Consider the following 22,704-nt stretch of genomic DNA (forward strand, 5'->3'; position numbering starts at 1 on the left):
CAGGTGAAACGGATGACGACGCGACTGCTGGTGACGGGAGCGGGCGGTGCACTGGGCCGCCATGCCCGGCAGGGTTTGAAGGGCTGTGCGAAGGTTCTGCGCCTGTCGGATATCGCCGATCTTGCCCCGTCCGAGGACTTTGAGGAGGTGGTCCGGTGCGACCTCGCCGACCGGCAGGCCGTCGATGATCTCACGCGCGGCTGCGACACAATCCTGCATCTTGGCGCGATCTCCATCGAAGCCGATTTCGACGGGCTGCTCCAGGCCAACATTCTCGGCACCTACAATCGGTACAGCCCGAAAGGCGCGCGTCAGACGCATCATCTTCGCGAGCACCAACCATGTGACGGGCTTTTACGGCATCGGCGAGACCCTCGACCACGCCTCGCCGCGTCGGCCGGACAGTCTTTACGGCGTCAGCAAGTGCTTCGGCGAGGATCTCGGCCGGCTCTATTTCGACAAGTACGGGCTGGAGACGGCTTGCCTCCGGATCGGCAGTTGCTTCGTCGAGCCAACGAACCGACGCATGCTTTCGACTTGGCTGAGCCCGCGCGATTTCCTGTCGCCGGTGCGCAAGCTTCTCGAAGCTCCGTCCATCGGCTACCTGATGCTGTACGGCGCCTCGGCGAACCGCGACGCGTGGTGGTCGAACGCGCACGCCGATTTCCTCGGCTGGCAGCCGATGGACAGCAGCGAACCTTACGGGCAAGCAATCGAGCAGCGCGAGCACGGATCTGCGGAAGGCAACACGTACCAGGGCGGTCGCCTTGCGACGGTTGAGGCCCGCCTCGGGGATTAGAGGCAGATCGCGCTGCGTAAATACCCCCCTCTGCCCTGCCGGGCATCTCCCCCACAAGGGGGGAGATCGGCTAGAAGCAAAAACCTCGCCCAACAGCGATCTCGTGAACGCCGAACTCAACCGTGAGCGGCGCGCAACTGGTTGAGCGGGACATCGCCGCTTATCGATCTCCCCCCTTGTGGGGGAGATGCCCAGCAGGGCAGAGGGGGGTGCCACGGCGACCAACTCGCAGCTGTGCCCCCGCGGTGAGCGCAACGACCCAGTGAGCAGGCGTTCAGCCGGCGCGGACGGTCGCTTTCCCCTCCTCGACGAGACGTGTTGCAGCATCCGCGATCGATATGCGGTCGAAGGCGAGCTCGTCGGCAATCGGGCGAAATACGCGATGGTCGAACTCCGTCGCACCGAGCGGTGCCGGGGGCGGATAGCTGCCGACCTGATCCTTCAGGGCGTTGATGTATTTCACCGTTTCCGCTTCCGTCGGGTTGAGCTGTGGCAGTATTGCCTCGCGAACTGTCGGCGACATCGGCACGCCGCGTTCGACCCCGAGAATCCTGCCGGCCTCGACATCGTTGACGAAGAAACTGATGAACTTGGCGGCTTCTTCTCCATGCTCCGTGGTGGCGCCGACGCTCCAGATCAGCGCAGGGCGATAATAGTGGCCGGATGGGCCGCCCGTCTCGGCCCGCGGCAGCATGCCGATACCGAGCTTGCTCTTCATGATGAGCTGGTAGCCGATCATCTGGTTCGAATAGGCCATGCCGATCGCCGAATAGCCGAGCGCCAGGCAGTTGGTGTCGATGGTATTCTGGTCGAGCGTCTGGATGTCGGCCCCCACGGTGCCGCCCCGCTTGCGCAGATCTTCCCAGTAGGCATACCACTCCTTGGCCTCTTCGACGCCAAAGCCCAATCCGCTTTCGTTGAAAAGACTGCTGCCGCGCTGTCTGAGCCAGGCATCGAAGACATAGGTGTAGCGAGCTGCATAAGGCCCGCCGCCCTTGCCGGTGGCCTTCGCCATTTCGACCGCGATGTCGGCGTATTCCGACCAGGTGGTGTCAAGCCCGGGAGGGGTGATGCCTGCTTTTGCGAAGGCATCCGCGTCGTAGAACAATGCAAAGGAATTGAGGCCGAGGCCGATACCCCAGAGCTTTCCGTCCACGGTCGTCAGCTTCAGCACATCATCGCCGAAGTCTTTCACATTCAGCACCGAAGCGATGAATGGATCGAGGGCGAGGCAGGCGCCGCGCTTCGAGTAATCCGAAATCGTATTGGGTTCGAGCTGGAAGATGTCGGCGATGGAGCGACCAGCCATCTGCGTCGCGAGCTTTGTCCAGTAGCCGTCGCCGCTCAGGCTCTCGCCGACAACGGTGATGTCGGGATTCTTCTCCTGGAAGAGCTTGGCAACGCTCAATGTTCGCTTGGAGCGATCGTTGGAACCCCACCACATGGCGCGCAGGTTAACGTTTTCCGCCGCGAATGTCGGCCGGAGGCCACCGGGGCCGAGCGCAATGCCAGCAGTCGCGCCGGCCGCGCCGAGCATGAATGTGCGTCGATTGAGTCGCATGCGAATCCTCCCTCTCGTTACCTGCCTCGCGCCCTCCTCCAGCGTCCGGCGGACCAAAGTTCCGCAATAACATTATGCAAAAATCCAAATCGTGCAAGAAATTGTTTTGTGCTTGCAAATTTGCGTGATTTGCGCAACATTTGCGATATGAGTGACACGCCCACAAAACGATTCCGCCAATCCGACATCGCCACCCGCGCCGGAGTTTCGGTTTCCACCGTCTCGCGCGTTCTCGCGAACGAGCCCGGCATCAGCGAAGACGTCCGCCGGCAGATTCTGAAGGTTGCAAGCGACCTCGGCTACCCCTTGAAGGTCGGCCCGAAGACGTCCCCTGGGACCTTGGCGCTGATCGCGAGCAATGGCGTCACCGGAGTCTTAAGCATTTTCTACGAGGGTATTGTCGAGGGCTTGCGTTCAGAGGCGGCCCTCAAGGGCATTCCCTTTGACATCCGTCTGATCAGCGAGGCGAAAGCAACGCCCGAGACTGTCCGGGATCTGATGGCATCCGTCGGCGCGCAAGGGCTGTTCCTGGTCGGCATCGACCCCGGTGAGGGGCTCAGCGCCTGGCTGATGGAAAGCCGCACGCCCGTGATACTCGTCAACGGCACCGACCCTCAACTGCGCTTCGAAGGCGTCTCGCCGTCGAACTTCTTCGGCGCCCATGCCGCAACGCAGCGGCTCCTCGGCGCCGGCCACCGCCGCATCCTTCATCTGACCGGATCGCATCGGCAGACGATCCGCGAGCGCATACGCGGTTTCGAAACGGCAGTCGCTTCGGTTGGAGGCGAGGCGCGTGTCATCCGCTTGCCGTTCGAGACCAATGCGAGCGTCGAGTCGCATGCGGCGACACTTGCCGTACTCAAGGAGGATCCCGGCTTCTCGGCTGCCTTCTGCATGAACGACTTTGTCGCCGTCGGCGTCCTCGAAGCGGTGACCGAGCTCGGCCTCAGGGTGCCCAGGGATTTTGCCATCGTCGGCTTCGACGACCTGCCCTGCGCCGAGATGTCAAGTCCACGTCTGGCGACGATGCGCGTCGATCGGGTGGCCCTTGGCCGCGAGGCGGTCGGCATGATGCACTTCCGCTTCCGCCACCCGGAGGCCCCCGCCCGGCACGTGTCCCACGCGGTCATCCCGGTACATGGCGGCACACTAGTCGAAGGACAGCGCTCATGACCTATGATCCTGCCAGTGCCAATCCGCTTGGCTCCAATCCACTGGCAACGCGCAGTGACATGCAGCGCGCCCTGATCGACCTCTTCGATCCGCTGCTGCCGTATTTTTCCGAGGGAAATGCCCGCGTCCGTCTCGACGCCGCCGCCGCGCACTTCGATCGCGCCGCTGCTGATCTCGAAGGTTTCGCACGCCCTCTCTGGGGACTCGCACCTTTCGGCGCCGGCGGCGGCCACTTCGCCCATTGGGACCGCTATGCGGAGGGGATCGCCAACGGCACCGATCCGGATCATCCGGAATTCTGGGGCAATGTGAACGGCCGCGACCAGCGCATGGTCGAGCTCGCCGCGCTGGGCTTCGCGCTTGTCCTGGTGCCGGAAAAACTGTGGGATCCGCTGAGCCCTCGGGCGAAAGACAACCTCGTCGCCTATCTCATCCATGCCCGCCAGTTCGACTACGCCGACAACAACTGGAAGTTCTTCCGGATATTCGTCGACATCGCTCTGGATCGTCTCGGCGTCGAATACGACCGCAGCCTGACCAGGCAGTATCTGACCGAACTCGAAGGCTTCTACATTGCGGATGGTTGGTACCGCGACGGCAATGTGCGGCGCATCGACCACTACATTCCGTTCGCCATGCACTTCTATGGGCTGATCTACTCGCGCTTCGTCGACGACGATTGCGCGAAGCGCTACCGCGAGCGCGCTCTCGCCTTCGCACAGGATTTTCGTCACTGGTTCGCCGAGGACGGAGCGACCCTCCCCTTTGGCCGCAGTCTCACCTACCGTTTCGCCTGCGCCGGCTTCTGGTCGGCGCTCGCCTTTGCCGATCTCGAGGCGCTACCCTGGGGAGAGATCAAGGGGCTTTGTCTCCGCCACCTCAGATGGTGGGCGGACAAGCCGATGACGCATCGTGACGGCGTGCTGTCGATCGGCTACGGCTATCCCAACCTGCTCATGTCGGAAAACTACAATTCCGCCGGCTCGCCCTATTGGGCGTTCAAGGCCTTCCTGCCGCTTGCGGTCGGCGAAGACCATCCATTCTGGGCGACCCCGGAAACGCCTCTGGCGCCGCTCGACGAGACGGTCGCCCTTCGTCACCCGGGCATGATGGTGATGCCTTGCAAGGGCGACGTGGTGGCGCTCTCCTCGGGCCAGGAAAACCGGCAGATGCGGTTCGGTTCGGAGAAATACGCGAAGTTCGCCTATTCGACGCGCTATGGCTTCAGCGTCGAGAGCGACGAACGGGGTTTTGCCGGCGGCGCTTTCGATTCCATGCTGGCCTTCAGCGACGATGGCATTCACTACCGGGTGCGCGAGAGCAATGACGAGGTTCGTCTTGCCGGTAACGTGCTCTTTTCCAGATGGTCGCCCTGGCCTGATGTCGTCGTCGAGACCTGGCTGCTACCGTCGTCGCCCTGGCATGTGCGTGTGCATCGGATCACGACCCCAAGGGTGCTCGAGACAGCCGAAGGCGGCTTTGCCATCGCCCGACGAGATTTTGAGGCGGACGCGCTTTTCTCGGCACCGGGCTCGGCTTATGCCGTCGGCGAGGAGGATTTCAGCGGAATCCGCGACCTCGGCTCGACTATTATACGCGAAGGCATGGCTCAGAAGGCTCCGCCAAATACCAACCTGATCGCCGCAAAGACGCTGGTGCCGCAGCTGCGTGCCACCATACCGGCCGGGGAAACCATCCTGCGCTGCGCGGTGATCGCAGTTCGCGACACCTCTACCGTGTCGGGCGAGTGGTTGAGACCGCCGGCGGCCCCTGGCATCGACGAACTGCGCATCCTCGCAAGGCAGGGCGGCAGCGTGAGTGCGATGGACGCACCGGGACGAATGCCATGAGGCGTCCCGCGATTGCCTTTGCGATGCAGCCCGAAAGGACGCGATACGTCCTGACACCGGAGCTTCTGCTGCGGTTCGATGATCTTGCCCGTATTCTGGATCAACAACCGATGACGGAGTTCGGCGACGACCGGGCAAAGCGGCTGTTGGCTGAAGCGGAAATCCTCGTGACTGGATGGGGCGCCCCGCTGTTCGATAGAGCGGCGCTTGCGGCGGCACCGCGCCTTCGCTTCGTCGTGCATGCGGCCGGAACGATCAAGGGTGTGATCGACGATTGGGTCTTCGACGCCGGCGTGGCGGTCAGCCATGCCGCCGAAGCCAATGCAGTGCCGGTCGCCGAGTTTACGCTCGCGGCAATCATCTTTGCGGGCAAGCAGGTGTTTCGGTTCCGTGATCTCTATGCCGCCGACCGTGACCGCACCCGCACCTATCTCCTGCAAGGGCAGCCGATTGGAAACTATCGCCGCACTATCGGGATTGTCGGCGCATCGAAGATCGGCAGACGGGTGATCGAGCTTCTTCGTCCGTTCGATTATCAGGTGCTGCTCTATGATCCGTTGGTCGGCCGGGATGCCGCTTCCGCCCTCAATGTCGAGAAGGTCGACCTCGATGCTTTGATGGCGCGCGCGGACATCGTGTCGCTGCACGCGCCGTCGCTGCCCGAGACCCTGCACATGATCGACGCCCGGCAGTTGTCTCTCATGAAGGACGGCGCAACCCTTATCAACACGGCGCGCGGCGCGCTTGTGGACGAGGCCGCGCTGATCGACAAGCTGAAGACGGGTACGATCGATGCGATCATCGATGTCACGCATCCCGAGGTGCCGGAAAGCCGCTCGCCGCTCTATGACCTTCCGAACGTGTTCCTGACCCCGCACATTGCCGGCGCTATCGGACTCGAACGTACGCGCCTCGGCGAAATGGCGCTCGATGAAATCACCCGGTTCATCGACGGTCGGCCACTGCTTTTCGAAGTCCGCAAGGGCGACCTGGAGCGCATGGCATGAGCGGTTTCGAACCTGCGCTCTGCACCGTCACGTTCCGCAAGATGCCCGCAGAAAGGGTCCTGGAGCTGGCCGTCCAAGCCGGGCTTGCGGCAATCGAATGGGCAGGCGATGCGCATGTCGTCCCCGGGGACGAGCCGGTCGCCCGGAACCTCGCGCGCCTTTGCGAAAGCGCGGGGTTGGCGACGTCCTATGGTTCCTACGTTGCGCCGCCGACCGACGACCTTCCCGTGTTCCGACGCGCGCTCGACAGTGCGATCGCGCTTGGCGCCTCGAATATCCGCATCTGGCCCGGCACGCGGCAGCGCGATTCCAAGGACTACAGCGAAGGTGAAAGACGCACGGCGGCGGCCGCGATCCGTGATATGGGCGCGGAAGCCGCGCGCCATGGCGTCACCGTATCACTGGAATATCACCCGCAGTCCCTGACGGATGAAAGCGACTCGGCGCGGCGTCTGATTGACGCGATCGCCCACGACAACGTCTATCTTTATTGGCAGCCGCGGCCCGGGCTTCCGCTTGGCGAAGCTCTGGCCGAGGTCGCCCAGATCGGTGAGCATGTTTCACATGTCCATGTCTTTGCCTGGGACGCTGACCGCAACCGCTTCTCACTGAGGTCGGCGTCCGATTATTGGCGAACGGTTCTGGCCGAAATGCCCGCGTCGCGCTGGACCGGAAGGCGATTTGCCATGCTGGAGTTCGTGGCAAATGACGACCCGGCGGCATTCCTCGAAGATGCCGCGACGCTCAGGCACATTCTCGAAAGGTGAAGGCTGCCCGCATCAGCAGCGCCGAAGTGCTTCGACTGAACTGCCTCCGGCAAGCGACGCCACGGTGGGCGCGATCCGCGCAGCCCGGCGGGGCAACCATCCTGCATGTCCAGGTCTTGGCACGTTCCGCTCCATCGTAGCAGCTCGGGAACTCTTTGCCACGCTGGAGGGTTATCGGAAACGAATGACGGTCGGGTGTCGCAAATGTCTCAGAAGATCAATGCGTTCAGCAAATTCTCGACTGCAATAGCGGAATATTCCGGGCGGCCTGTCACCTTCACACTTGCGGTGGCCGCGATCGTCGTCTGGGGCGTGACCGGGCCACTGTTCGGCTTTTCCGAAGCATGGCAGCTGGTCGTGAACACCGGGACCACGATCGTAACCTTCCTCATGGTTTTCGTTCTCCAAAACTCTCAGATCCGCGATGGCATAGCGATCCAGGCGAAGCTCGACGAGCTCATCCTGACGAGCTCGGCGGAGAACAAGTATATCGGCATCGAGGAGCTTGATGAGCGTGAACTCAAGCGGATCACCGAGATCCTGAAGGAACATGCCAAGAGTGAGGATGATCGCGCTCTGCATGAGAAGATATCGCGAGCAGTCGAGCGGCAGCCAGAGGAAAGCGAATAACGAAAACGGCCCTGGCCGCGAGCACGCAGAAGGCGTCGCTGGAACCAAACGTCGGCGAGGCCGTTTGCGTAGCGAATGCAGTTGCCAGGAGGGTCACGTATGCATCTCGTTGGAACACAGGTCATCCCGGAACAGGGCGGCCGCTCGGGCTTCACGGTCGAATTCGTCGGCGAAGGCGGAGAGATCGTTTCGGTTTCGATGCGCAACGACGCGGCGCGGAGCCTTAACCGGTTGAATGCGGTCGAACGCGCCAAGACCGTCATGATGGAACTCGCACGTGCGGATACGGATGCGTTGGAGAGCGACCCCGACGCGGAGCATAAAATCAAGACCGCACGGACCGCACGGGCGGCCAAAGACACGGGCGAGATGGAGCGTCAGCTCGATGAAGGGCTGGAAGACACTTTTCCTGCCAGCGACCCGGTTTCCGTCACGGGCACCACCATCGCCAGCGACCACCGGAAGAAGCACTAGGCCATGTCGGGTCGATCGTCTGTCGCCTTGGTCACGGGCGCGGGGTCCGGCATCGGCCGCGCCACCGCACTTGCGCTTGCCGCCGACGGGATGAAGGTCGGCGTGCTCGGCCGTACCCGTTCAAAGCTGGAGAAGTCCGCTTCGCAGATCGCTGCCGCTGGCGGCAAAGCGCTGGTGCTTGAGGCAGATATCGCCGATGAGCTCGAGATGCGCAACGCCGTCAAGACGCTTGTGCGCGAATTCGAGCATCTCGATGTCGTCGTCGCAAATGCCGGTATCAACGGCGTTTGGGCGCCGATCGATGACTTGAAGCCGTTTGAATGGGACAAGACCATTGCCGTCAATCTGCGCGGCACCTTTCTGACGCTGCATATGACGGTTCCCTACCTCAAGGAAAACGGCGGCGGCTCGATCGTCGTCGTGTCATCGATCAACGGTACGCGGACGTTCACCACACCCGGTGCAACCGCATATACCGCCACCAAGGCGGCGCAGGTGGCGATCGTCCAGCAACTCGCCCTCGAATTGGCCAAGCACCACATTCGCGTCAATGCCGTCTGCCCGGGAGAGATCGAGACCGAAATCGAAGAAAACACCAGTATGCGCCATGAAGAGGAGACGGCGATAGCGGTCGAGTGGCCGGACGGCCAGGTTCCGATTACCGGCGGCAAGCCCGGCCGCAGTGAGGACGTTGCGGAAGTCATCCGCTTTCTGGTTTCGGATAGCGCGCGGCACGTGACCGGCAGCCCCATCTGGATCGATGGGGGCCAAGGCCTGCTGAGATAGGTCGTGGCGCCAGATCATTCTCATCGTTTCAACGAAACAGTTAGAATGATCTAGGCGCAGGCCTCATGTTCAGAGGCAGAGGATTACGCCGGCGGCATCTTCTCGAATTTCTGCACGGCCGGATCGAGCCGGTCCCAGGCATGACCGCGCACCGTGTACGTCACCATCTGCGGCTCGTATCGGCCTGGATCGTCGAGGCTTGCGGCGTGAATGGTGAAGAAGTCCGGCGTGTCCGAGAAGGTCAGATAGACAGGCGACCCGCAGGCGGGGCAGAAGCCGCGCGTCTTCACGTTCCCGCTGTCGCTGACCATGTCCCAATGCGTCGCTTCGCCCTCGAGCCTCACCGCCTCCCTGCTAGGGAAGGTCAGATAGGATCCGTGCCCGGTGCCGCTCGTACTCTGGCAATGGCGGCACTGGCAGTCGTTCATCGCGACCGGCTCGGCCGAGATTTCATAGCGGATCGCGCCGCAGGCGCAGCCGCCGGTATAAGGCTTGCTCATGTCTCTCTCCCAATAAAGCGCTGCATTGGCCACGGCGATTTCCGTCGCGTCAGTCCTTCCCGCCGGCGATAGCGCCAATGTTCTGGACTACCTTCTTCCAGCCTTCGCCCATCTTCCTGAACGCCGTGTCGTTCTTCGGCAGGATGAAGCCGGAATGGACGAGGCGGAGGCGCGTGCCGTTTTCGACCTTGGAAAGGATGAACGTGACCACGGTGTCGAGCGGTGAGCCGTATCCGACGTTTCCCTCATCCCCGCCTCTCCAGGCATAGGCCAAACGTTCGTTCGGCTTCACCTCCAGCACCTGGCAGTGAATGGTGCCGTCCCACGCGCCGGCCGGCGTGGTCTGATAAGTAAATCGCTTGCCTTCCACGGGCTCGAAGCCGGTCGGCATCATCAGCCACCGGCCCATCAAATTGGCTGTGGTCAGCGTGTTCCAGATCGTCTCCGGCGTATGCGGGAAAACCTCGTCGACCACTATTTCTTGCACATCGAGTTTCAATGCGGCGTCGTTCATGGATCAATTTCCTTCAGCAATGTTCTGAGATCTGCAAAGCGTTCGCGCCAGAAGACGCCGTAATGGCTCATCCAGTCGACCAGCGGCGCGAGGCCGTCCGGCTGAGCGCGGTAATAGACTTTTCGGCCTTCGGGGCGCTCGGCCACCAGACCGGCCTGCTTCAGGGCCTTGAGGTGTTGAGAAACAGCACCCTGCGTCACGCCGCTCCCTCGCGTCAGATCGACGACGGTGATCTCGCCGGAGTTGACGACCTGCTCAAACACGGCCCGTCGTGTGGGATCGGCAAGGGCGCGCATGACGGCGTTGATATGAGTGGCTTCGGTCATGGCGAAATCAATAGCGTGCGCTAATTGATTAGTCAAGGCTAATTGCTTCGAATGATGTGTTGCTCCTCAGTGAGCAAAGAAAATGAGGCCACCGGTACGCGATCGCCACCGTGCTCGACGCGAAATATCCGCCGATGCTTTTCCTGGAACTGCTCTAATCGCCTTTGGTCTTGCCCGCGTCCGACAGCTTGCCGCGATGGGGGTCCTTCAGATTTTCCCCGACCGCATCCCTGTCCCGCTCGGGATTATCCTTGGCGGGAAGGTAGCCCCTCGGCTTCGTCTCCTTCGGCCCTTCCCAGCGCGGCGATTGTTCCGTTGTGCCGGGCGCACCCGGTTTCGGCGTTTTCATCATTGCTCTCCACGTTTATCTTCGGTGACGAAACCACAGCGGCTGCAAATCGTTCCCGGTTTTCAAGATCATCGCTCCCGCGTTGCCAGCAAGAACTTGTCCAAAAAATAGGGCCCCATCAAATCGATGGAGCCCGATCTGCACTGTCGTTTGGGATCGCGCGGATCCGTAGGGGCTTGCGGAGAGGGGACTTTTTCCACGCGGTCCGACAGATAAACCGGAAGCGCGGCAATTTGTTCCCGATCGGTCAGGAAAAGCTTGCGCACTCCATATTCACCACGACCAGAACCGCTGGCTTCGCGCAGGAGCGGCCGATGTACCGCCCATGACGAAACCCGCGACGAATGCGAGGGTCGCGACCACGAGCAGCGTGCTACTGAGCGCGGCCGGATGCTCGCGCGCGGTCCCGGCAACCACCGCCGCCTCGTCGCGGACGTAGCGTGCGGCATCCTGAGCCCTCGTTTTCAGATCGGGTTCCGCCGGCCTGCCGGTGAAGCCGGCTTTCAGCGATTTCGGCGCTGCCATCGTTCTACTCCTTATTCCTGGTCTTTCATGCCCGGGGTCGGATAGCGTTGGTCCGCTTCCTCGAGATCGGACTCCACGAGATAATCATCTCTCTTCGAGTGCACGGCTTCCCGCATGGCGCGATGGTTAGCGAGATCGTCCGGCTCGACGGGCTGCTTCTTCGAGCGCGGATGCAAATCACTATCCTTCTCGATGGGTCTCTGTCCGGCGGTATTGCCGGGGACGCCCTTGCGCCGCTTTTCAGTGTCTTTCATCATTTCCTCCTGAGGGTTCCTGATGGGTCAACGCCAGCCCGGATAGGAAGTTCCCCGACGGAAACCCTCGGACGATCCTCAAGCGATCAATCGGTCGTGGCGGGAACGCGTGTGCCGTCTTGCTCGGCAGGATTGCGATCGGCGGCATCATAGATCAGCAAAGCGAGAGCCGCTGCCGTCAGAAAGACAATACCTGTGAGAATCGTGCGCGGTTTCATTGCCAATCGTCCCGAAGTGAGGAAACGCCTCCCGGTGCAATCGGTTCCGACGATACACGGGACAACCGCGAGCGGAATACGTCCGGAACAAAAGCGTCCGGCCCTCGGTTAGACCCCACACAACACGAAGGCGGAACTGCGAAAGCCGCCTTGTTCACACGGAGTCTTCGGAAATGGATACCTTCCCTCACCCTCCCTTTGCGCGGCAACCCCAGGCCATGCCCGGAACGACGGATCGAATGGAGCCATTACCGGATCATGGGGAGAATTCCTACAAGGGCTCGGGCCGGCTGAAGGGAAAGAAGGCGATCATAACCGGCGGCGATAGCGGCATCGGCAGGGCCGTGGCGATCGCCTATGCCCGAGAGGGCGCGGACGTTCTGATCTCCTATCTGAGCGAGCACGAAGACGCGCAAGCGACGAAGGCGCTCGTCGAAGAAGCCGGGCGCAAGGCCGTGCTGGTAGCGGGCGACATCCAGTCCTCCGATCATTGCCGGCGCATCGTCGATACGGCAGTGGAAGAGCTCGGTGGTATAGATATTCTCGTCAACAACGCTGCTCACCAGGCGGCATTCAAGGCGATCGAAGACATAACCGACGAAGAATGGGAACTGACTTTCAAGGTCAACATCCATGCGATTTTCTACCTGACCAAGGCGGCGGTGCCGCATATGCATGAAGGCAGTGCGATTATAAATACTGCCTCCATCAATGCCGACAGCCCCAATCCGACCCTGCTTGCTTACGCCACCACCAAGGGTGCGCTCCACAACTTCACGGCCGGGCTGGCGCAGTTGCTGGCAGAGCGGGGCATACGCGCGAATGTCGTGGCTCCAGGCCCAATCTGGACGCCGCTGATTCCTTCCACCCTTCCGGAAGATTCGGTCGTCAACTTCGGCAAGCAGGTACCGATGAAGCGCCCCGGCCAGCCGGTGGAACTGGCGTCGACCTTCGTGATGTTGGCGGATCCGATGTCGAGCTACGTGTCCGGCGCCACGATCGCGGTGACCGGAGGCAAGCCATTCCTCTGATAACGGGGTAAGGAAAAGTTCGAAACAGTTGGCGCGCGTTTGAAATCGCAACACGTCCGGATGCGGGTCACGTGATTCTGAGTCTAGGCAACCCGACGGCGATCCGGTCGCATATGATAAGTTTGCCGGCGCTGCTTCGCCGGCACCAGCCAGATATCAGGAACCGGTCCAGCTATTGACGCGGAATTGTGCTTCCTCAGCCGCCTTGATGAATGCGGCCCGTGCCGCATCGGGTTCGTCAGCTCCCTCGATCACGCGGTCGCATACAGCCAATGCCTCGCTTTTTGCCTCGCCTTCCGCGAGCGGCCAGTGGTTCTTGAGGCATAGGAAGGCGTCGCGTGTACTCTGCACCCGCAGCACGCGGCTCGGCGCCTCCAGGATGACTGCTTCGCTCCACAGGCGATCCTGCGTCAGAGTTGGCATTAGGAAACTCCTTCGAGCGGAGGTGATTGGGATGCCTGGCGGCTTATTCCACCCAGTACGAGGCCACCGAGTTCCGGGCTCGCCCGCGTGATATCCCCCAGTGAAACGATGCCGGCTGCGCGCTTCTTTTCGTCGACGACAACAAGACGGCGTATTTTGTAATCATGCATTTTTTGTGCGGCCAGCAGGATGCTGTCATCCTCCTCGCAGGATTCGGCCGAAACCGTCATGAACTCGAACACGGCCGTCGATGTCGACAGTCCCTGGGCAACCACCGAGGTAAGGATGTCTCGGTCCGTGACGATCCCAAGGATCGTTCCGACGCCCGGGGCCTCGACTGGCAGGGCGCCAACGCCTGCCTCTTCCATCAAACGCGCAACCGACTGCGCCGTGTCGCTCGGTGAAACGGTGAAGACCAGTCTGGACATCACGTCCCGCACGCGTATCGCTTTGTCTTCATGGGCGGCCATTGATGAGACTCCTGCCATTGATGGATGCGGGCACCCTGACTTCCTCATCAGCCGACTTCTTGAGTGTGAGATCTACGCGATAGGGAACGATGACCTGGGGTTGCCATGTATTTCTTCGCGTCTTCTTCGGATTCGGATTCTCAGGCGGCCGCTGGAATCTCTGACGCTTCTTCTTCGATCGTTGCCGCACGATGCTCTCCTTCTGCTGGTATGGACGTGCGCGGGCTTTGCCGCAATGCATCCTTAACGCACCACAGAGAGAGCAGTTCCCGCCCATGGCAGGCTATTTCGTCTTATCAACGATCGCTTTTCGGCGCAGCGGCGGCAGTTTCCGCCGCCGCGCGTGCGCTGGCGTCCTGGAGAATGGATGAAATTTCCGTCGTCACTGCGTTCTGTCGCGCAAAGGCTTCGGACGGCACTATCCCCGGATCTTCCTCATGATCCTGCACGATCAGTTCTTCTTCCAGGATGCGATTGATCACCAGCCAGGCATCGTCATTTTTTGCCAGTGCCGAAAGGACAGCCACGAGGATTTCGCGGTGGGCGGCTAGCCGAAACTCGATGTTTTCCATGCTCCGCTTTCCGATCTTTTCGCGCTGGCAGGGGCCCGTTCGTTATTCAAGAACCTGCACGACGGTCTTCGTCTTCGGGTTCACAATGACCCGCTTTTCGTTGACGACTGCGTAGCCGTACTCAGGCTGGTCAGGAATCGGGTAAACCTCCACCACTTCGGGCACCGGCTGTCCAACGACGATCTCGCCCTCATATTGAATGGACGGCGTATTCTGTTCCAACACGTAGGTCCTGACCTCGCCGGGCAACACGACCGTTGTCTGGGCAATCGCCGACGAACCGGCCGTCAGCAGCACAGCAGCAATCATCATGGCAAATTTATTCATGATATACTCCTTCCGTAAGGGACCCTCCCAACCAGCGGCAACGCAAATGGTTCCCGGTCCGCTCGTGCTCGGTCCAAGTCGTGACCTCTCCGGTTGTGGCTTGTTTCGCCGCCGTGTGCCAGCCGAGGCAGCCCTGTGCGCGTGTGCAAAGGAAGAACGTCTCTGGAGCCGATTGTAAGCGGTAACCTCGTCACCCCGCTTCGACGAACGGCGCAAAAAGAGGTCCATCGACAAGAAGGACCTCTTTAGACCCCCTTTAGGCAGTCATCAGGTTAGAACTGGCTGTCCTCAACCGCCGCTGCCCGATGTGCCGCCGGTGCCGGCACCGTCGTCCCCTCCACCTCCACTGCCAGTATCCTCTGGGCCACCACCGCCGCCGGTACCGTCCTCAGGGCCGCCGCCTCCACCGGTACCGTCCTCACGACCACTGCTGTCGTTGCTGCTGTCTCGCGTTCCTCCCGGTATGAGAATGACACCGTTGTCGGCGTAGGCATTGCTTGAATCGCTGTCCACACTCGCCGAGATGAGCGGCGATACAGTCGCGGATGCGAGCCCAAGCAGCGACGCGGCGATGACTCTTGGAAGCTTGTCCATTGCATATCCTCCTTTGGCGGGCAAATGCCCGCCTCGGGCCAACCTTCACGAAGGAAAGCAGGCATCTGCCCCAGCCAGTCGAAGGATCGCACCAGACAGAGGCATTTTAGAGATCTGCAATACCACTGCCGAATCTGCGGCGGCACGAGAGCCGCGCGGAGAGAGGATCGGCTGTACTTTGAAGAACCAGGTAGCCAAGTAACGGGGCGTCCCACCGGCCCTTAAATATCATCCACGGCGCGAGGGAACCAAAAGGCAAGCCAGGCATTGTCCGACGTTACCTATGTTCTGTTCGTGCAAAAGGGCGGTATTCGATATGCCTGCCACCGGCATCCATGTGCTTCACCAATCGCATCACGTAGAGGAGCAGGTCGTCGATCTGATTCCTGCTCTGCGGGCGTTCGCCCGGACGTTCACATCGGTACCCTTCGAGGCGGATGACCTCGTGCAGGAAACCCTGTTTCGTGCACTGAGAAGCATCGATCAATTTGAACCGGGCACCAGCCTGAAGTCCTGGCTGTTCACGATCATGCGCAACGCTTTCCGGACGCAATACAAGATCCGAACGCGCGAGAGCCCTGGGAACACCAATTGCGCGGAGTTGCCGATTCCGATGGCTCCGCCGCAGGAATGGTCCGTCCTCAATGGCGAGCTCCGCAACGCTTTGGCGTCACTGACCCCCGAGCACCGCGAGGTCCTTGTCCTCGTCGCCGGTTTCGGCATGAGCTACAAGGAAGCGGCCGACATATGTGATTGCGCGATCGGCACCATCAAAAGCAGGCTCAGCCGCGCCCGCGAAGAATTGATGGTTCAAATGCATGGAAATCCGTTGAATTAACCGCAGCTGGAAATGAACATCCGCTCAGCGCCTGCGCGCATTCAGCGCTTGCTGCAGTTGCCGAGCGAGTTCCAGCAGCCGCTCCGGCGCAGCTTCCTTCTGTATCTTCGCCATGAGCGACGCGATCCGCTCGTCGATAGCCTTGTCTACGTTCGCACCCTCGGGTGCTCTGGTTTCGCTCATCCGCCTGTCCTTCGTCGTGGCGAGGATCTCAGGATAACGTATTGTGCCCGGTTCGCCATGTAAACCGCCAGAGCCGGATGGGAAAAGTTTGATGCGGTTTTTGTCCGCAGGGTTCGTAACCCATTGGAGTCGATCACCATTTTGGCGCAAATCCATACCGATCGAGGGCCCATTCCGGTGGACGGCCCCTGCGCAGTGGAGTTTGGCGGATCGCCAAAGCGTCAACCGTCAGTGCTGCAAACTTCGGCTCGTGCCGACGGGTACCCGTCGCATCTCAAGACTTCGAAACGTGCTCCTTCTTGCCCTTTCGCTTGGTCGACGCCATTTCCTCGAGCTCCTTTTCGGTCATGGATTTTTCCATGCTTTTCGAAGCCTCCTTGAGCTCGCTCTTCTTCTTTTCTCCCCGCTTGGCGGCAAGCGCGGCACCTGCAGCCTTTTGCTGTGCTTTTGATTTTGCAGGCATCTCTCTTCTCCTTCGGGCGCCCTTAAGCGCCGCACGGATTTCAACACCCCCGGAACCGGCAAGCGTCAATTATGTTCCGTTCGATGAGAAGGAGTGGCAAAGGCGTCAGTGGAGATTTGGAGCCGCCGCGGCCTTGGTGCCGGCTGTGTTGACCTGGGCTCGCACGTCGTCCCTTTCCTGCGTGGTAAACGCTGAAATCATGCTAATCCCAAAACGGGATTCGCCTTGAGAAATCCCGCGGCGGCCGATCAATCGGCGAAGAGCCAGAACAGGGACGCGAATATCAGGATGAAGAGCGCAATCGCTCCGAGAAAGCGGATCATGCCGGCATTGGTGTTGCCGCCAAGAACGCGGTTCCACATTTCTCCGCCGGTGCCGTCGTCGCCCTGTTGCGCGTCACTCTCGGCCGTCGCCTGGTCGCCGCGAGGTTCGTGTCCCGGCACGTATTTCACCGCCGTGCGTATGGTTTCGCCATAGTCGCGCGGTCGCGGCTGCGGCGGATCTGCCCGTGCGGCCTCTTCATCACTCGTGCTTGGCGTCCAGCCAACGGCGTCGCCGGCATCGGCGACATGTTCGCTCACCGAGGCCCTGTCTTCCGCCTCGGGCAGGCCAAGTTCCGCCGCCTTCCAAGCCTCTTCCTTCCGGGACTCTTGGGGCTTTCCTGTTCTCGGCGATCTGCCCGCATGCCTCGCTTCACGCGAGCCTGGTTGCGCTCGACGCGGGTCTGCGCCGTTGCCGCCGCTGTATTGCTTCGCTGGCATCTCCGGACTCCTTCGTTGCAAGAAAAGCGCAAGGCATGCCTTTTGTTCCGCCTTGCGCTCTGACTGCGACCAAAGCAGGCTGACCCGTACCGAAGAATAGACCGGACGCGATCGCGTGTGTCTTAGCCGCTTCGTTCGGACTGGTTGTGAGCGCCGCCGGGAACCGTCACGCCTTTAAGACCGGTGCCGGCAATCGCGGGCTGCTCGCGGGCAGCATCGGCGAGCGATACGACGCCGACCAATCGCTTGTCGCGGTCGACTACAGGCAGGCGCCGAACCTGGACATCGCCCATGTTGCGCGCGACGTCATCCACTTCCTCGTCCTCGAAGCAGTATTTGACATCGGTGGTCATGATGTCTCCTACTTTCGACTGGAGATCGAGGCCGTCTGCGACGCCCCGAACAACGATGTCTCTGTCCGTTATCATGCCGACCAGGCGGTCGTGATCTCCCACGGGCAGAAAGCCGATATCGTTCTCAGCCATTTGCTTTGCGACCTCGGTGATGGTCTCGTTCGGGCTGACAAGATGAACGTCTCTGGTCATGATTTCCGATACGTGCATGGTCTTGCTCCTTGTGAATTCTTGATTGCAACCGACCAGGCGTTCCCGCCGGCGGTTTTCGCGCGGCTACCGCCCCGCCGGTCCGGCTTTTCGGTTCTTGCCCTCAGAGGGGGGCGACGCCGGCGTTGAGGTCGCGTGCGTTGTTCCCTCGGTTTCGAGATCCTGCTTTTCGCCGGTACTCGACCGGTTTTCCTCGCGCTGCATCTCGCGCGACGCCTGTTCCCAGTGCCTCTGATCCTGGCCCTCGGGGCGACCTTCCTTTTCCCAGATCGCATAGGCTCTGCGCCGGATAAGTTCTTCCCTGTCGTTGTTGTCCATGTCCCTTCTTCCTCACCGCTGAACTCTGTCGATGGCAGAAATTCAAACGGTGCGACCGCTCAATTGTTCCACCCATTGCGGCGCGTTTGGAAATGTTTGGGGGGCTCCGGATTTTCGTCCGGATTGGGGTCCGGCACTTCGTCGGGAAGGCGGTCGGGATCCGGCTCCTCGATCGGCGGTTCGGGGTTCCAGGGCGGTGGTGGCTGCGGTGACGGTGGTTTTGGGTCCGGTTGGCGCGGATTCGGCATTTTTTCGCTCCATTCCTGAATGCGGGCACGTTCCTGAATGCGGGTCTGAAGCCCGGCCTCGGGTTTCATTGAAAATCCCGGTCGACCGTGAATGTTCCACACGTTATCCGTACCGCGGACCGCGGGGCGTCTCCCTCGCCTGCCGATCGCGGTCCAGGGCCTTGGATAAGGCCGGGCCTCTCGAGAACGACTGCGGATCGACCCGCCGTGGAAACCTGGAACCGATCCGCCCCTCAGCCGTTGGGATCGCATTGGCACGAGGAACGAGCGCAAGGAGGAACCGATGGCGAGGAAAAAGGATTTTGACCGGTCCCACGAAAGGGAGCGGGATCGGTATGGCGCACCCGACGACTATGAGCGCGAGCGGCGACGCGCGCGCGAACGCTTCGGCGAAGCTCCACGCGGCGCGGAGTACGAAAATTCCATGTATTTTCCGGATCCCGAACCCCGCCGCTCGGAGCGTTATCGCGGCACGGACGAGGACTATGACCGGTGGAACAGGGAACGGGCGTTTAGCGACTATTATGGCTCCGGCTACGGCTATAGTGGGCAACGCCCTTACCGCGGCCACGGAGCGCCTTCGGAAGAGAGGCGGCAACGTGGCTTCGTTGATCGAGCGAGAGACGAAGTTGCCTCCTGGTTCGGCGACGAGGAGGCCGAGCGGCGACGCGAGATGGATCAGCATCGCGGCAAAGGGCCCAAGGGTTACACTCGTTCCGACAGCCGTATCCACGAAGACGTGAGCGACCGGCTCAGCGACGACGGCGCGCTCGACGCCTCCAACATCGAGGTCTCCGTGTTGAATGGCGAGGTGCAACTCAGCGGTTTCGTCGATTCCAAGTGGGCCAAGCGCCGGGCCGAAGACTGTGCCGATGACGTTTCAGGCGTTACGCATGTGCAGAACAATATTCGGGTCCAGCCGACGAAAGGCGCGGCACCTCGGCCAATCGGCGACACCGATCGCGACCTCTGACTGCGTTGCGAAGGTCGGTGATTCAGTTCGGTTTCCGGCGCTTCGATCGCCCGGCGCGGGTCAGAAAATTCAACATGCGTGCCTCTTCGGCGCGTAATTCTTTGTTCGCACGGCCGCGTGGGTCGAGGTTCCTGGCTGAAACCGAACCGTCACCGGCAAGCGCAATGATTTCCGGATGGATGTAGCTCGCGCGCGCGATGGCCGGCGTGTTGTGCAGGACCGATGCGGCAGCCTCGCTCATCTGCTTGACGGTTGGCCGTTCCCCCCTCTCCACAGCGGCCCGCGCGACGGTAAATGCCGCGACGCTTCCCGCCCAGGTCCGGAATGTTTTCGCAGAAATCTCCGCTCCCGATATTTCGGCGAGATAACGGTTGAGGCGCCCCGAATCGATGGACCGCACAGTGCCGGTCTCATCCTTCCAGACAAAAAGCTGCCGGCCGGGCAAGTCCGAAATCTCTTCGAGCAGCCGCTGCAATCTCGGATGACGAAGTCTCCGCCTCACCCGCTTGCCGCCTTTGCTGGTGAAGCTCAGTTGGACGCAGCCATCGGAAAGCTTGAGGTGGCGCTTGAGCAAGGTCGTCGCGCCATAGGTTGCATTCGCCTGCACGTATGCCGGACTGCCGACACGCAGGTGAGCTTCATCGAGCAGGGCCACCAGCGCCGCCAGAACGGTGCGGACGTCGTCGGGTGCGCCCTGCATGTGGCGCCGAATCGTGCGGCGGATCCTCGGCAGCACCTTTCCGAACGTCAGAAGCTGTCCGAACTTGTCGCCGCTTCTGAGCGCCTGCCATTCCTTGTGGTAGCGATATTGCTTTCGGCCGCGCGCGTCATAGCCGGTCGCCTGAAGGTGGCCGCTTTCATCCAGGCAGATCCAGACGTTCTCGTAAGCCGGCGGCAGGCCCAGAGACGATATGCGCGCTTTCACCGCGGGATCGGAAAGCACCGAACCGTCCGGCAGACGATAGACGAAGCCCCTGCCTTTACGTTGGCGCCTGATGCCGGGCTCGGTGTCGCTGACGTAAACGAGCCCGTTTTCCTCCAGCGCGGGCTCGCCGTTTCTAGCCATGGTCCGCCGAAATGAACGCTGCGACGCTTTGCGCAGCGACAAGCGCCCGATCTTGCGCCGCGCGAACAAGTGCGGGCCCATCACTGGCCGCATCGAGACTGGCGGTATCAAGCACGCGCTGCCATTGCTCCGTTCCATTTACACGGGGAAGTGAGATCTCGCAATCGGCACCGGCATTGAAAGCCAGAAAGAGACCGTTCGCCGGCGTCGTCTCGGCGACGCCATTGCGGCTGATATAGACCCCGACGATACGCAGTTCCCCATCATGCCATGCTTCCTCGTCCATCGGATGGCCGTCAATCCTGTACCAGGCGATTTCGACGTGACCGTCGTCACCTGGTTCGCCGCGCAGAAACCGCTCCTGGCACAAAGCCGGATTGTCCTTACGGAACGCCACCATCTTTCGGCAGAAGGTCAGGAAGGTCTCATCCTCGGACGCCCAGTCGAGCCAGCCGATTTCGTTGTCCTGACAATAGGCGTTGTTGTTGCCGCCCTGGCTATTTCCGAGCTCGTCGCCGCCAAGGACCATTGGCACGCCCTGGCTGAGCATCATGGTGGCAAACATGGCGCGGCGCCGGCGTGCGCGTGCGTTCCTGATCCCCTCGTCGTCGGTGGGACCTTCGACGCCCATATTGTCAGAATGGTTCTCGGAGTGTCCGTCGCGGTTCTCCTCGCCGTTTGCCTCATTGTGCCTGTCGTTGTAGGAAACGGTGTCCGTCAGCGTGAAGCCGTCATGCGCGCTGACGAGGTTGATCGACGCGGTCGCACCGCGATCGGAATGATTGAACTGCACCGGCGAGCCCGCGATGCGCTCGGCAAGCGTCGGCACCACGCCGCCATCCCCCTTCCAGAACCGCCGGACATCGTCGCGGAAGCGGTCGTTCCATTCGCGGAACGGATGCGGGAAGCCGCCGAGCTGGTACCCGCCCGCGCCTATATCCCAGGGCTCGGCAATGAGCTTCACTCCAGCGAGAATCGGATCCTGCCTGATTGCGTCAAAGAAGCCGCCTTCCCGGTCGAACTCAATGTCCTCGCGACCGAGCGCACTCGCGAGATCGAACCGGAAGCCGTCGATGTGCATGACCTGCACCCAGTAGCGCAGGCTGTCGAGCACCATGCGCAGCACCATCGGATGCGCGACGTTGAGCGTGTTGCCGGTGCCGGTCATGTCGAAGGTATGACGCGGCTTTTCCGGCGATTGCCGGTAATAGCTGAGGTTGTCGAGGCCGCGGAAACTCAAGGTCGGGCCGTGCTCGGAGCCCTCGGCCGTGTGGTTGTAGACGACATCCATCAAGACTTCGATGCCGGCGGCATGAAACCGCTTCACCATTGTCTTGAATTCGGTGATCCGATTGCTCTTCATGTAACGCGTTTGCGGAGCGAAGAAGCCGAGCGTCTGATACCCCCAGTAATTCCTGAGACCGCGTTCGATCAAATAGCGGTCGTCGAGGAAATACTGGACCGGCAAGAGTTCGATGGCCGAGACGCCGAGTTTCGTCAGATGGTCGATGATCGGGTCGCTCGCCATGCCAATGAACGTGCCGCGCAAGTCCTCCGGCACGGCCGGATGGGTCATGGTCATGCCGCGAACATGGGTTTCGTAGATGATCGTATCCGTCCACGGGCGGCGGATCGCTTCCTCGCCGGCCCAGTCGAAAGCGGGGTCCTGGATGACGCCCTTGACCATGAAGGGCCCGCTGTCGCGCTCGTCGAAGGAGAGGTCGTTTCCCGTGCCGTCGATCGTGTAACCGAACAGCGCATCGTCCCAGACGAAGGTGCCGGCAACCTGCTTGGCATAGGGGTCGAGCAGCAGCTTGTTCGGATTGAACCGATGGCCGTTGTGCGGGTCATAGGGGCCATGGGCGCGATAACCGTAGAGCGTGCCCGGACCGATGCCTTCGATATAACCCGACCAGACATCGCCCTCGCGCTTGGGCAGCGGCAAACGTGCCGTTTCCCGGCTGCCATCCTCGGAGAACAGGCAGAGTTCGATCTTCTCCGCATGGGCCGAAAAGACCGCGAAGTGCGTGCCCTCGCCGGTGTACTCGGCACCGAGTTCGGGTTTCAGAAAATTGAGTTCGGAGAAAGATACGTTCATTGCCGTTATCATCCCTCCCGCGCCCGTTCGAAAGCGATGGTGC

The 22,704-nt window shown here is 61.4% G+C and carries 31 protein-coding genes and 1 pseudogene; 11 read left to right on the forward strand and 21 right to left on the reverse strand.

Features of this window, described 5'->3' with window-relative positions:
* Positions 1-12: 12 nt before the first annotated feature.
* A pseudogene (locus ILFOPFJJ_RS16395) lies at positions 13-799 on the forward strand (NAD-dependent epimerase/dehydratase family protein).
* Between the two features lie 274 nt (positions 800-1,073).
* Here the strand turns inward: ILFOPFJJ_RS16395 and ILFOPFJJ_RS16400 are convergent.
* Complete coding sequence (locus ILFOPFJJ_RS16400; RefSeq protein WP_173511637.1) at positions 1,074-2,360, reverse strand: ABC transporter substrate-binding protein; 1,287 nt, start codon at positions 2,358-2,360, stop codon at positions 1,074-1,076.
* A gap of 147 nt (positions 2,361-2,507) precedes the next feature.
* On the opposite strand from ILFOPFJJ_RS16400, the gene ILFOPFJJ_RS16405 reads away from it, so the two are divergent.
* From ILFOPFJJ_RS16405 to ILFOPFJJ_RS16435, 7 genes are all read left to right on the forward strand, one after another.
* Positions 2,508-3,533 carry a LacI family DNA-binding transcriptional regulator gene (locus tag ILFOPFJJ_RS16405; RefSeq protein WP_173511638.1) on the forward strand — a complete coding sequence of 342 codons (1,026 nt, stop codon included), beginning with the start codon at positions 2,508-2,510 and terminating at the stop codon, positions 3,531-3,533.
* Positions 3,530-5,383 (forward strand): DUF2264 domain-containing protein, encoded by a 1,854-nt coding sequence (locus ILFOPFJJ_RS16410; RefSeq protein WP_173511639.1) that lies wholly within the window; start codon positions 3,530-3,532, stop codon positions 5,381-5,383. Before ILFOPFJJ_RS16405 ends, ILFOPFJJ_RS16410 begins: the two co-directional genes overlap by 4 nt.
* Positions 5,380-6,390 (forward strand): hydroxyacid dehydrogenase, encoded by a 1,011-nt coding sequence (locus ILFOPFJJ_RS16415; RefSeq protein WP_173511640.1) that lies wholly within the window; start codon positions 5,380-5,382, stop codon positions 6,388-6,390. Before ILFOPFJJ_RS16410 ends, ILFOPFJJ_RS16415 begins: the two co-directional genes overlap by 4 nt.
* Positions 6,387-7,157 carry a sugar phosphate isomerase/epimerase family protein gene (locus ILFOPFJJ_RS16420; protein WP_173511641.1) on the forward strand — a complete coding sequence of 257 codons (771 nt, stop codon included), beginning with the start codon at positions 6,387-6,389 and terminating at the stop codon, positions 7,155-7,157. The genes ILFOPFJJ_RS16415 and ILFOPFJJ_RS16420 overlap by 4 nt, the downstream gene beginning before the upstream one ends.
* A 204-nt stretch (positions 7,158-7,361) precedes the next feature.
* Positions 7,362-7,787 (forward strand): low affinity iron permease family protein, encoded by a 426-nt coding sequence (locus tag ILFOPFJJ_RS16425; RefSeq protein WP_173511642.1) that lies wholly within the window; start codon positions 7,362-7,364, stop codon positions 7,785-7,787.
* Between the two features lie 99 nt (positions 7,788-7,886).
* Positions 7,887-8,261, forward strand: a complete 375-nt coding sequence (locus ILFOPFJJ_RS16430) for a hypothetical protein (RefSeq protein WP_173511643.1) — start codon at positions 7,887-7,889, stop codon at positions 8,259-8,261.
* Between the two features lie 3 nt (positions 8,262-8,264).
* Positions 8,265-9,047 carry an SDR family oxidoreductase gene (locus tag ILFOPFJJ_RS16435; protein ID WP_173511644.1) on the forward strand — a complete coding sequence of 261 codons (783 nt, stop codon included), beginning with the start codon at positions 8,265-8,267 and terminating at the stop codon, positions 9,045-9,047.
* Positions 9,048-9,130: 83 nt separating this feature from the next.
* Here ILFOPFJJ_RS16435 and ILFOPFJJ_RS16440 read toward each other — a convergent pair whose 3' ends face one another.
* The 7 genes from ILFOPFJJ_RS16440 to ILFOPFJJ_RS35995 form a co-directional block, all read right to left on the reverse strand.
* Positions 9,131-9,547 (reverse strand): GFA family protein, encoded by a 417-nt coding sequence (locus tag ILFOPFJJ_RS16440; RefSeq protein ID WP_173511645.1) that lies wholly within the window; start codon positions 9,545-9,547, stop codon positions 9,131-9,133.
* 49 nt (positions 9,548-9,596) lie between these two features.
* The gene (locus ILFOPFJJ_RS16445; RefSeq protein ID WP_173511646.1) at positions 9,597-10,061 is read right to left on the reverse strand and encodes an SRPBCC family protein; all 465 of its coding nucleotides are present in this window, start codon (positions 10,059-10,061) and stop codon (positions 9,597-9,599) included.
* Entirely contained in the window at positions 10,058-10,387 is a 330-nt protein-coding gene (locus ILFOPFJJ_RS16450; protein WP_173511647.1) for an ArsR/SmtB family transcription factor, read from the reverse strand. Before ILFOPFJJ_RS16450 ends, ILFOPFJJ_RS16445 begins: the two co-directional genes overlap by 4 nt.
* Before the next feature lie 154 nt (positions 10,388-10,541).
* Entirely contained in the window at positions 10,542-10,736 is a 195-nt protein-coding gene (locus ILFOPFJJ_RS16455) for a hypothetical protein (protein ID WP_173511648.1), read from the reverse strand.
* Between the two features lie 273 nt (positions 10,737-11,009).
* Positions 11,010-11,261: a hypothetical protein gene (locus tag ILFOPFJJ_RS16460; RefSeq protein ID WP_173511649.1), complete on the reverse strand. Its 252-nt coding sequence runs from the start codon at positions 11,259-11,261 to the stop codon at positions 11,010-11,012.
* Positions 11,262-11,272: 11 nt separating this feature from the next.
* Positions 11,273-11,515 (reverse strand): hypothetical protein, encoded by a 243-nt coding sequence (locus ILFOPFJJ_RS16465; RefSeq protein ID WP_173511650.1) that lies wholly within the window; start codon positions 11,513-11,515, stop codon positions 11,273-11,275.
* Positions 11,516-11,601: 86 nt separating this feature from the next.
* The gene (locus ILFOPFJJ_RS35995) at positions 11,602-11,733 is read right to left on the reverse strand and encodes a hypothetical protein (RefSeq protein ID WP_282438646.1); all 132 of its coding nucleotides are present in this window, start codon (positions 11,731-11,733) and stop codon (positions 11,602-11,604) included.
* 173 nt (positions 11,734-11,906) lie between these two features.
* Between ILFOPFJJ_RS35995 and ILFOPFJJ_RS16470 the strand changes: the two genes are divergently transcribed.
* Positions 11,907-12,764, forward strand: coding sequence for an SDR family oxidoreductase (locus tag ILFOPFJJ_RS16470; protein ID WP_173511651.1), 858 nt, complete (start codon positions 11,907-11,909; stop codon positions 12,762-12,764).
* 156 nt (positions 12,765-12,920) lie between these two features.
* On the opposite strand, the gene ILFOPFJJ_RS16475 is transcribed toward ILFOPFJJ_RS16470, so the two are convergent.
* From ILFOPFJJ_RS16475 to ILFOPFJJ_RS16495, 5 genes are all read right to left on the reverse strand, one after another.
* A complete protein-coding gene (locus tag ILFOPFJJ_RS16475) occupies positions 12,921-13,187 on the reverse strand; it encodes a DUF982 domain-containing protein (protein ID WP_173511652.1) in 267 nt (88 codons plus the stop codon).
* Complete coding sequence (locus ILFOPFJJ_RS16480) at positions 13,187-13,657, reverse strand: CBS domain-containing protein (RefSeq protein WP_173511653.1); 471 nt, start codon at positions 13,655-13,657, stop codon at positions 13,187-13,189. Before ILFOPFJJ_RS16480 ends, ILFOPFJJ_RS16475 begins: the two co-directional genes overlap by 1 nt.
* Before the next feature lie 296 nt (positions 13,658-13,953).
* Entirely contained in the window at positions 13,954-14,229 is a 276-nt protein-coding gene (locus tag ILFOPFJJ_RS16485) for a hypothetical protein (protein WP_173511654.1), read from the reverse strand.
* A 42-nt stretch (positions 14,230-14,271) separates the two neighbouring features.
* On the reverse strand, positions 14,272-14,556 hold the full coding sequence (locus ILFOPFJJ_RS16490; RefSeq protein WP_173511655.1) for a DUF1236 domain-containing protein: 285 nt from the start codon (positions 14,554-14,556) through the stop codon (positions 14,272-14,274).
* 288 nt (positions 14,557-14,844) lie between these two features.
* Positions 14,845-15,150, reverse strand: coding sequence for a hypothetical protein (locus tag ILFOPFJJ_RS16495; protein WP_173511656.1), 306 nt, complete (start codon positions 15,148-15,150; stop codon positions 14,845-14,847).
* A 316-nt stretch (positions 15,151-15,466) separates the two neighbouring features.
* Here ILFOPFJJ_RS16495 and ILFOPFJJ_RS16500 point away from each other — a divergent pair, with 316 nt between their 5' ends.
* Complete coding sequence (locus ILFOPFJJ_RS16500; RefSeq protein WP_173511657.1) at positions 15,467-15,988, forward strand: sigma-70 family RNA polymerase sigma factor; 522 nt, start codon at positions 15,467-15,469, stop codon at positions 15,986-15,988.
* 24 nt (positions 15,989-16,012) lie between these two features.
* Here ILFOPFJJ_RS16500 and ILFOPFJJ_RS16505 read toward each other — a convergent pair whose 3' ends face one another.
* From ILFOPFJJ_RS16505 to ILFOPFJJ_RS16530, 6 genes are all read right to left on the reverse strand, one after another.
* Complete coding sequence (locus ILFOPFJJ_RS16505; RefSeq protein WP_173511658.1) at positions 16,013-16,171, reverse strand: hypothetical protein; 159 nt, start codon at positions 16,169-16,171, stop codon at positions 16,013-16,015.
* A 274-nt stretch (positions 16,172-16,445) separates the two neighbouring features.
* Positions 16,446-16,634 carry a DUF3008 family protein gene (locus ILFOPFJJ_RS16510; RefSeq protein ID WP_173512469.1) on the reverse strand — a complete coding sequence of 63 codons (189 nt, stop codon included), beginning with the start codon at positions 16,632-16,634 and terminating at the stop codon, positions 16,446-16,448.
* 248 nt (positions 16,635-16,882) lie between these two features.
* Entirely contained in the window at positions 16,883-17,395 is a 513-nt protein-coding gene (locus ILFOPFJJ_RS16515) for a hypothetical protein (RefSeq protein ID WP_246299670.1), read from the reverse strand.
* A 122-nt stretch (positions 17,396-17,517) separates the two neighbouring features.
* Positions 17,518-17,958, reverse strand: coding sequence for a CBS domain-containing protein (locus ILFOPFJJ_RS16520; protein WP_173511659.1), 441 nt, complete (start codon positions 17,956-17,958; stop codon positions 17,518-17,520).
* A 66-nt stretch (positions 17,959-18,024) separates the two neighbouring features.
* Complete coding sequence (locus ILFOPFJJ_RS16525) at positions 18,025-18,276, reverse strand: DUF2934 domain-containing protein (protein WP_173511660.1); 252 nt, start codon at positions 18,274-18,276, stop codon at positions 18,025-18,027.
* Between the two features lie 59 nt (positions 18,277-18,335).
* Entirely contained in the window at positions 18,336-18,524 is a 189-nt protein-coding gene (locus tag ILFOPFJJ_RS16530) for a hypothetical protein (RefSeq protein ID WP_173512471.1), read from the reverse strand.
* Positions 18,525-18,807: 283 nt separating this feature from the next.
* On the opposite strand from ILFOPFJJ_RS16530, the gene ILFOPFJJ_RS16535 reads away from it, so the two are divergent.
* Entirely contained in the window at positions 18,808-19,497 is a 690-nt protein-coding gene (locus ILFOPFJJ_RS16535) for a BON domain-containing protein (RefSeq protein ID WP_173511661.1), read from the forward strand.
* Between the two features lie 22 nt (positions 19,498-19,519).
* Here ILFOPFJJ_RS16535 and ILFOPFJJ_RS16540 read toward each other — a convergent pair whose 3' ends face one another.
* Together ILFOPFJJ_RS16540 and glgX are read right to left on the reverse strand one after the other, a co-directional pair.
* Positions 19,520-20,563 (reverse strand): DNA topoisomerase IB, encoded by a 1,044-nt coding sequence (locus ILFOPFJJ_RS16540; RefSeq protein WP_173511662.1) that lies wholly within the window; start codon positions 20,561-20,563, stop codon positions 19,520-19,522.
* Positions 20,556-22,661 (reverse strand): glycogen debranching protein GlgX, encoded by a 2,106-nt coding sequence (glgX, locus tag ILFOPFJJ_RS16545; protein WP_173511663.1) that lies wholly within the window; start codon positions 22,659-22,661, stop codon positions 20,556-20,558. The genes ILFOPFJJ_RS16540 and glgX overlap by 8 nt, the downstream gene beginning before the upstream one ends.
* Positions 22,662-22,704: the final 43 nt, after the last annotated feature.

The sequence above is a fragment of the Sinorhizobium psoraleae genome (assembly GCF_013283645.1).
Lineage (GTDB): Bacteria > Pseudomonadota > Alphaproteobacteria > Rhizobiales > Rhizobiaceae > Sinorhizobium > Sinorhizobium psoraleae.

Coding starts and splice junctions, on each gene's coding strand:
- ILFOPFJJ_RS16400 (WP_173511637.1), bottom strand. CDS start 2,360: ATGCGACTCAATCGACGCACATTCATGCTCGGCGCGGCCGGCGCGACT.
- ILFOPFJJ_RS16405 (WP_173511638.1), top strand. CDS start 2,508: ATGAGTGACACGCCCACAAAACGATTCCGCCAATCCGACATCGCCACC.
- ILFOPFJJ_RS16410 (WP_173511639.1), top strand. CDS start 3,530: ATGACCTATGATCCTGCCAGTGCCAATCCGCTTGGCTCCAATCCACTG.
- ILFOPFJJ_RS16415 (WP_173511640.1), top strand. CDS start 5,380: ATGAGGCGTCCCGCGATTGCCTTTGCGATGCAGCCCGAAAGGACGCGA.
- ILFOPFJJ_RS16420 (WP_173511641.1), top strand. CDS start 6,387: ATGAGCGGTTTCGAACCTGCGCTCTGCACCGTCACGTTCCGCAAGATG.
- ILFOPFJJ_RS16425 (WP_173511642.1), top strand. CDS start 7,362: ATGTCTCAGAAGATCAATGCGTTCAGCAAATTCTCGACTGCAATAGCG.
- ILFOPFJJ_RS16430 (WP_173511643.1), top strand. CDS start 7,887: ATGCATCTCGTTGGAACACAGGTCATCCCGGAACAGGGCGGCCGCTCG.
- ILFOPFJJ_RS16435 (WP_173511644.1), top strand. CDS start 8,265: ATGTCGGGTCGATCGTCTGTCGCCTTGGTCACGGGCGCGGGGTCCGGC.
- ILFOPFJJ_RS16440 (WP_173511645.1), bottom strand. CDS start 9,547: ATGAGCAAGCCTTATACCGGCGGCTGCGCCTGCGGCGCGATCCGCTAT.
- ILFOPFJJ_RS16445 (WP_173511646.1), bottom strand. CDS start 10,061: ATGAACGACGCCGCATTGAAACTCGATGTGCAAGAAATAGTGGTCGAC.
- ILFOPFJJ_RS16450 (WP_173511647.1), bottom strand. CDS start 10,387: ATGACCGAAGCCACTCATATCAACGCCGTCATGCGCGCCCTTGCCGAT.
- ILFOPFJJ_RS16455 (WP_173511648.1), bottom strand. CDS start 10,736: ATGAAAACGCCGAAACCGGGTGCGCCCGGCACAACGGAACAATCGCCG.
- ILFOPFJJ_RS16460 (WP_173511649.1), bottom strand. CDS start 11,261: ATGGCAGCGCCGAAATCGCTGAAAGCCGGCTTCACCGGCAGGCCGGCG.
- ILFOPFJJ_RS16465 (WP_173511650.1), bottom strand. CDS start 11,515: ATGAAAGACACTGAAAAGCGGCGCAAGGGCGTCCCCGGCAATACCGCC.
- ILFOPFJJ_RS35995 (WP_282438646.1), bottom strand. CDS start 11,733: ATGAAACCGCGCACGATTCTCACAGGTATTGTCTTTCTGACGGCAGCG.
- ILFOPFJJ_RS16470 (WP_173511651.1), top strand. CDS start 11,907: ATGGATACCTTCCCTCACCCTCCCTTTGCGCGGCAACCCCAGGCCATG.
- ILFOPFJJ_RS16475 (WP_173511652.1), bottom strand. CDS start 13,187: ATGCCAACTCTGACGCAGGATCGCCTGTGGAGCGAAGCAGTCATCCTG.
- ILFOPFJJ_RS16480 (WP_173511653.1), bottom strand. CDS start 13,657: ATGGCCGCCCATGAAGACAAAGCGATACGCGTGCGGGACGTGATGTCC.
- ILFOPFJJ_RS16485 (WP_173511654.1), bottom strand. CDS start 14,229: ATGGAAAACATCGAGTTTCGGCTAGCCGCCCACCGCGAAATCCTCGTG.
- ILFOPFJJ_RS16490 (WP_173511655.1), bottom strand. CDS start 14,556: ATGAATAAATTTGCCATGATGATTGCTGCTGTGCTGCTGACGGCCGGT.
- ILFOPFJJ_RS16495 (WP_173511656.1), bottom strand. CDS start 15,150: ATGGACAAGCTTCCAAGAGTCATCGCCGCGTCGCTGCTTGGGCTCGCA.
- ILFOPFJJ_RS16500 (WP_173511657.1), top strand. CDS start 15,467: ATGCCTGCCACCGGCATCCATGTGCTTCACCAATCGCATCACGTAGAG.
- ILFOPFJJ_RS16505 (WP_173511658.1), bottom strand. CDS start 16,171: ATGAGCGAAACCAGAGCACCCGAGGGTGCGAACGTAGACAAGGCTATC.
- ILFOPFJJ_RS16510 (WP_173512469.1), bottom strand. CDS start 16,634: ATGCCTGCAAAATCAAAAGCACAGCAAAAGGCTGCAGGTGCCGCGCTT.
- ILFOPFJJ_RS16515 (WP_246299670.1), bottom strand. CDS start 17,395: ATGCCAGCGAAGCAATACAGCGGCGGCAACGGCGCAGACCCGCGTCGA.
- ILFOPFJJ_RS16520 (WP_173511659.1), bottom strand. CDS start 17,958: ATGCACGTATCGGAAATCATGACCAGAGACGTTCATCTTGTCAGCCCG.
- ILFOPFJJ_RS16525 (WP_173511660.1), bottom strand. CDS start 18,276: ATGGACAACAACGACAGGGAAGAACTTATCCGGCGCAGAGCCTATGCG.
- ILFOPFJJ_RS16530 (WP_173512471.1), bottom strand. CDS start 18,524: ATGCCGAATCCGCGCCAACCGGACCCAAAACCACCGTCACCGCAGCCA.
- ILFOPFJJ_RS16535 (WP_173511661.1), top strand. CDS start 18,808: ATGGCGAGGAAAAAGGATTTTGACCGGTCCCACGAAAGGGAGCGGGAT.
- ILFOPFJJ_RS16540 (WP_173511662.1), bottom strand. CDS start 20,563: ATGGCTAGAAACGGCGAGCCCGCGCTGGAGGAAAACGGGCTCGTTTAC.
- glgX (WP_173511663.1), bottom strand. CDS start 22,661: ATGAACGTATCTTTCTCCGAACTCAATTTTCTGAAACCCGAACTCGGT.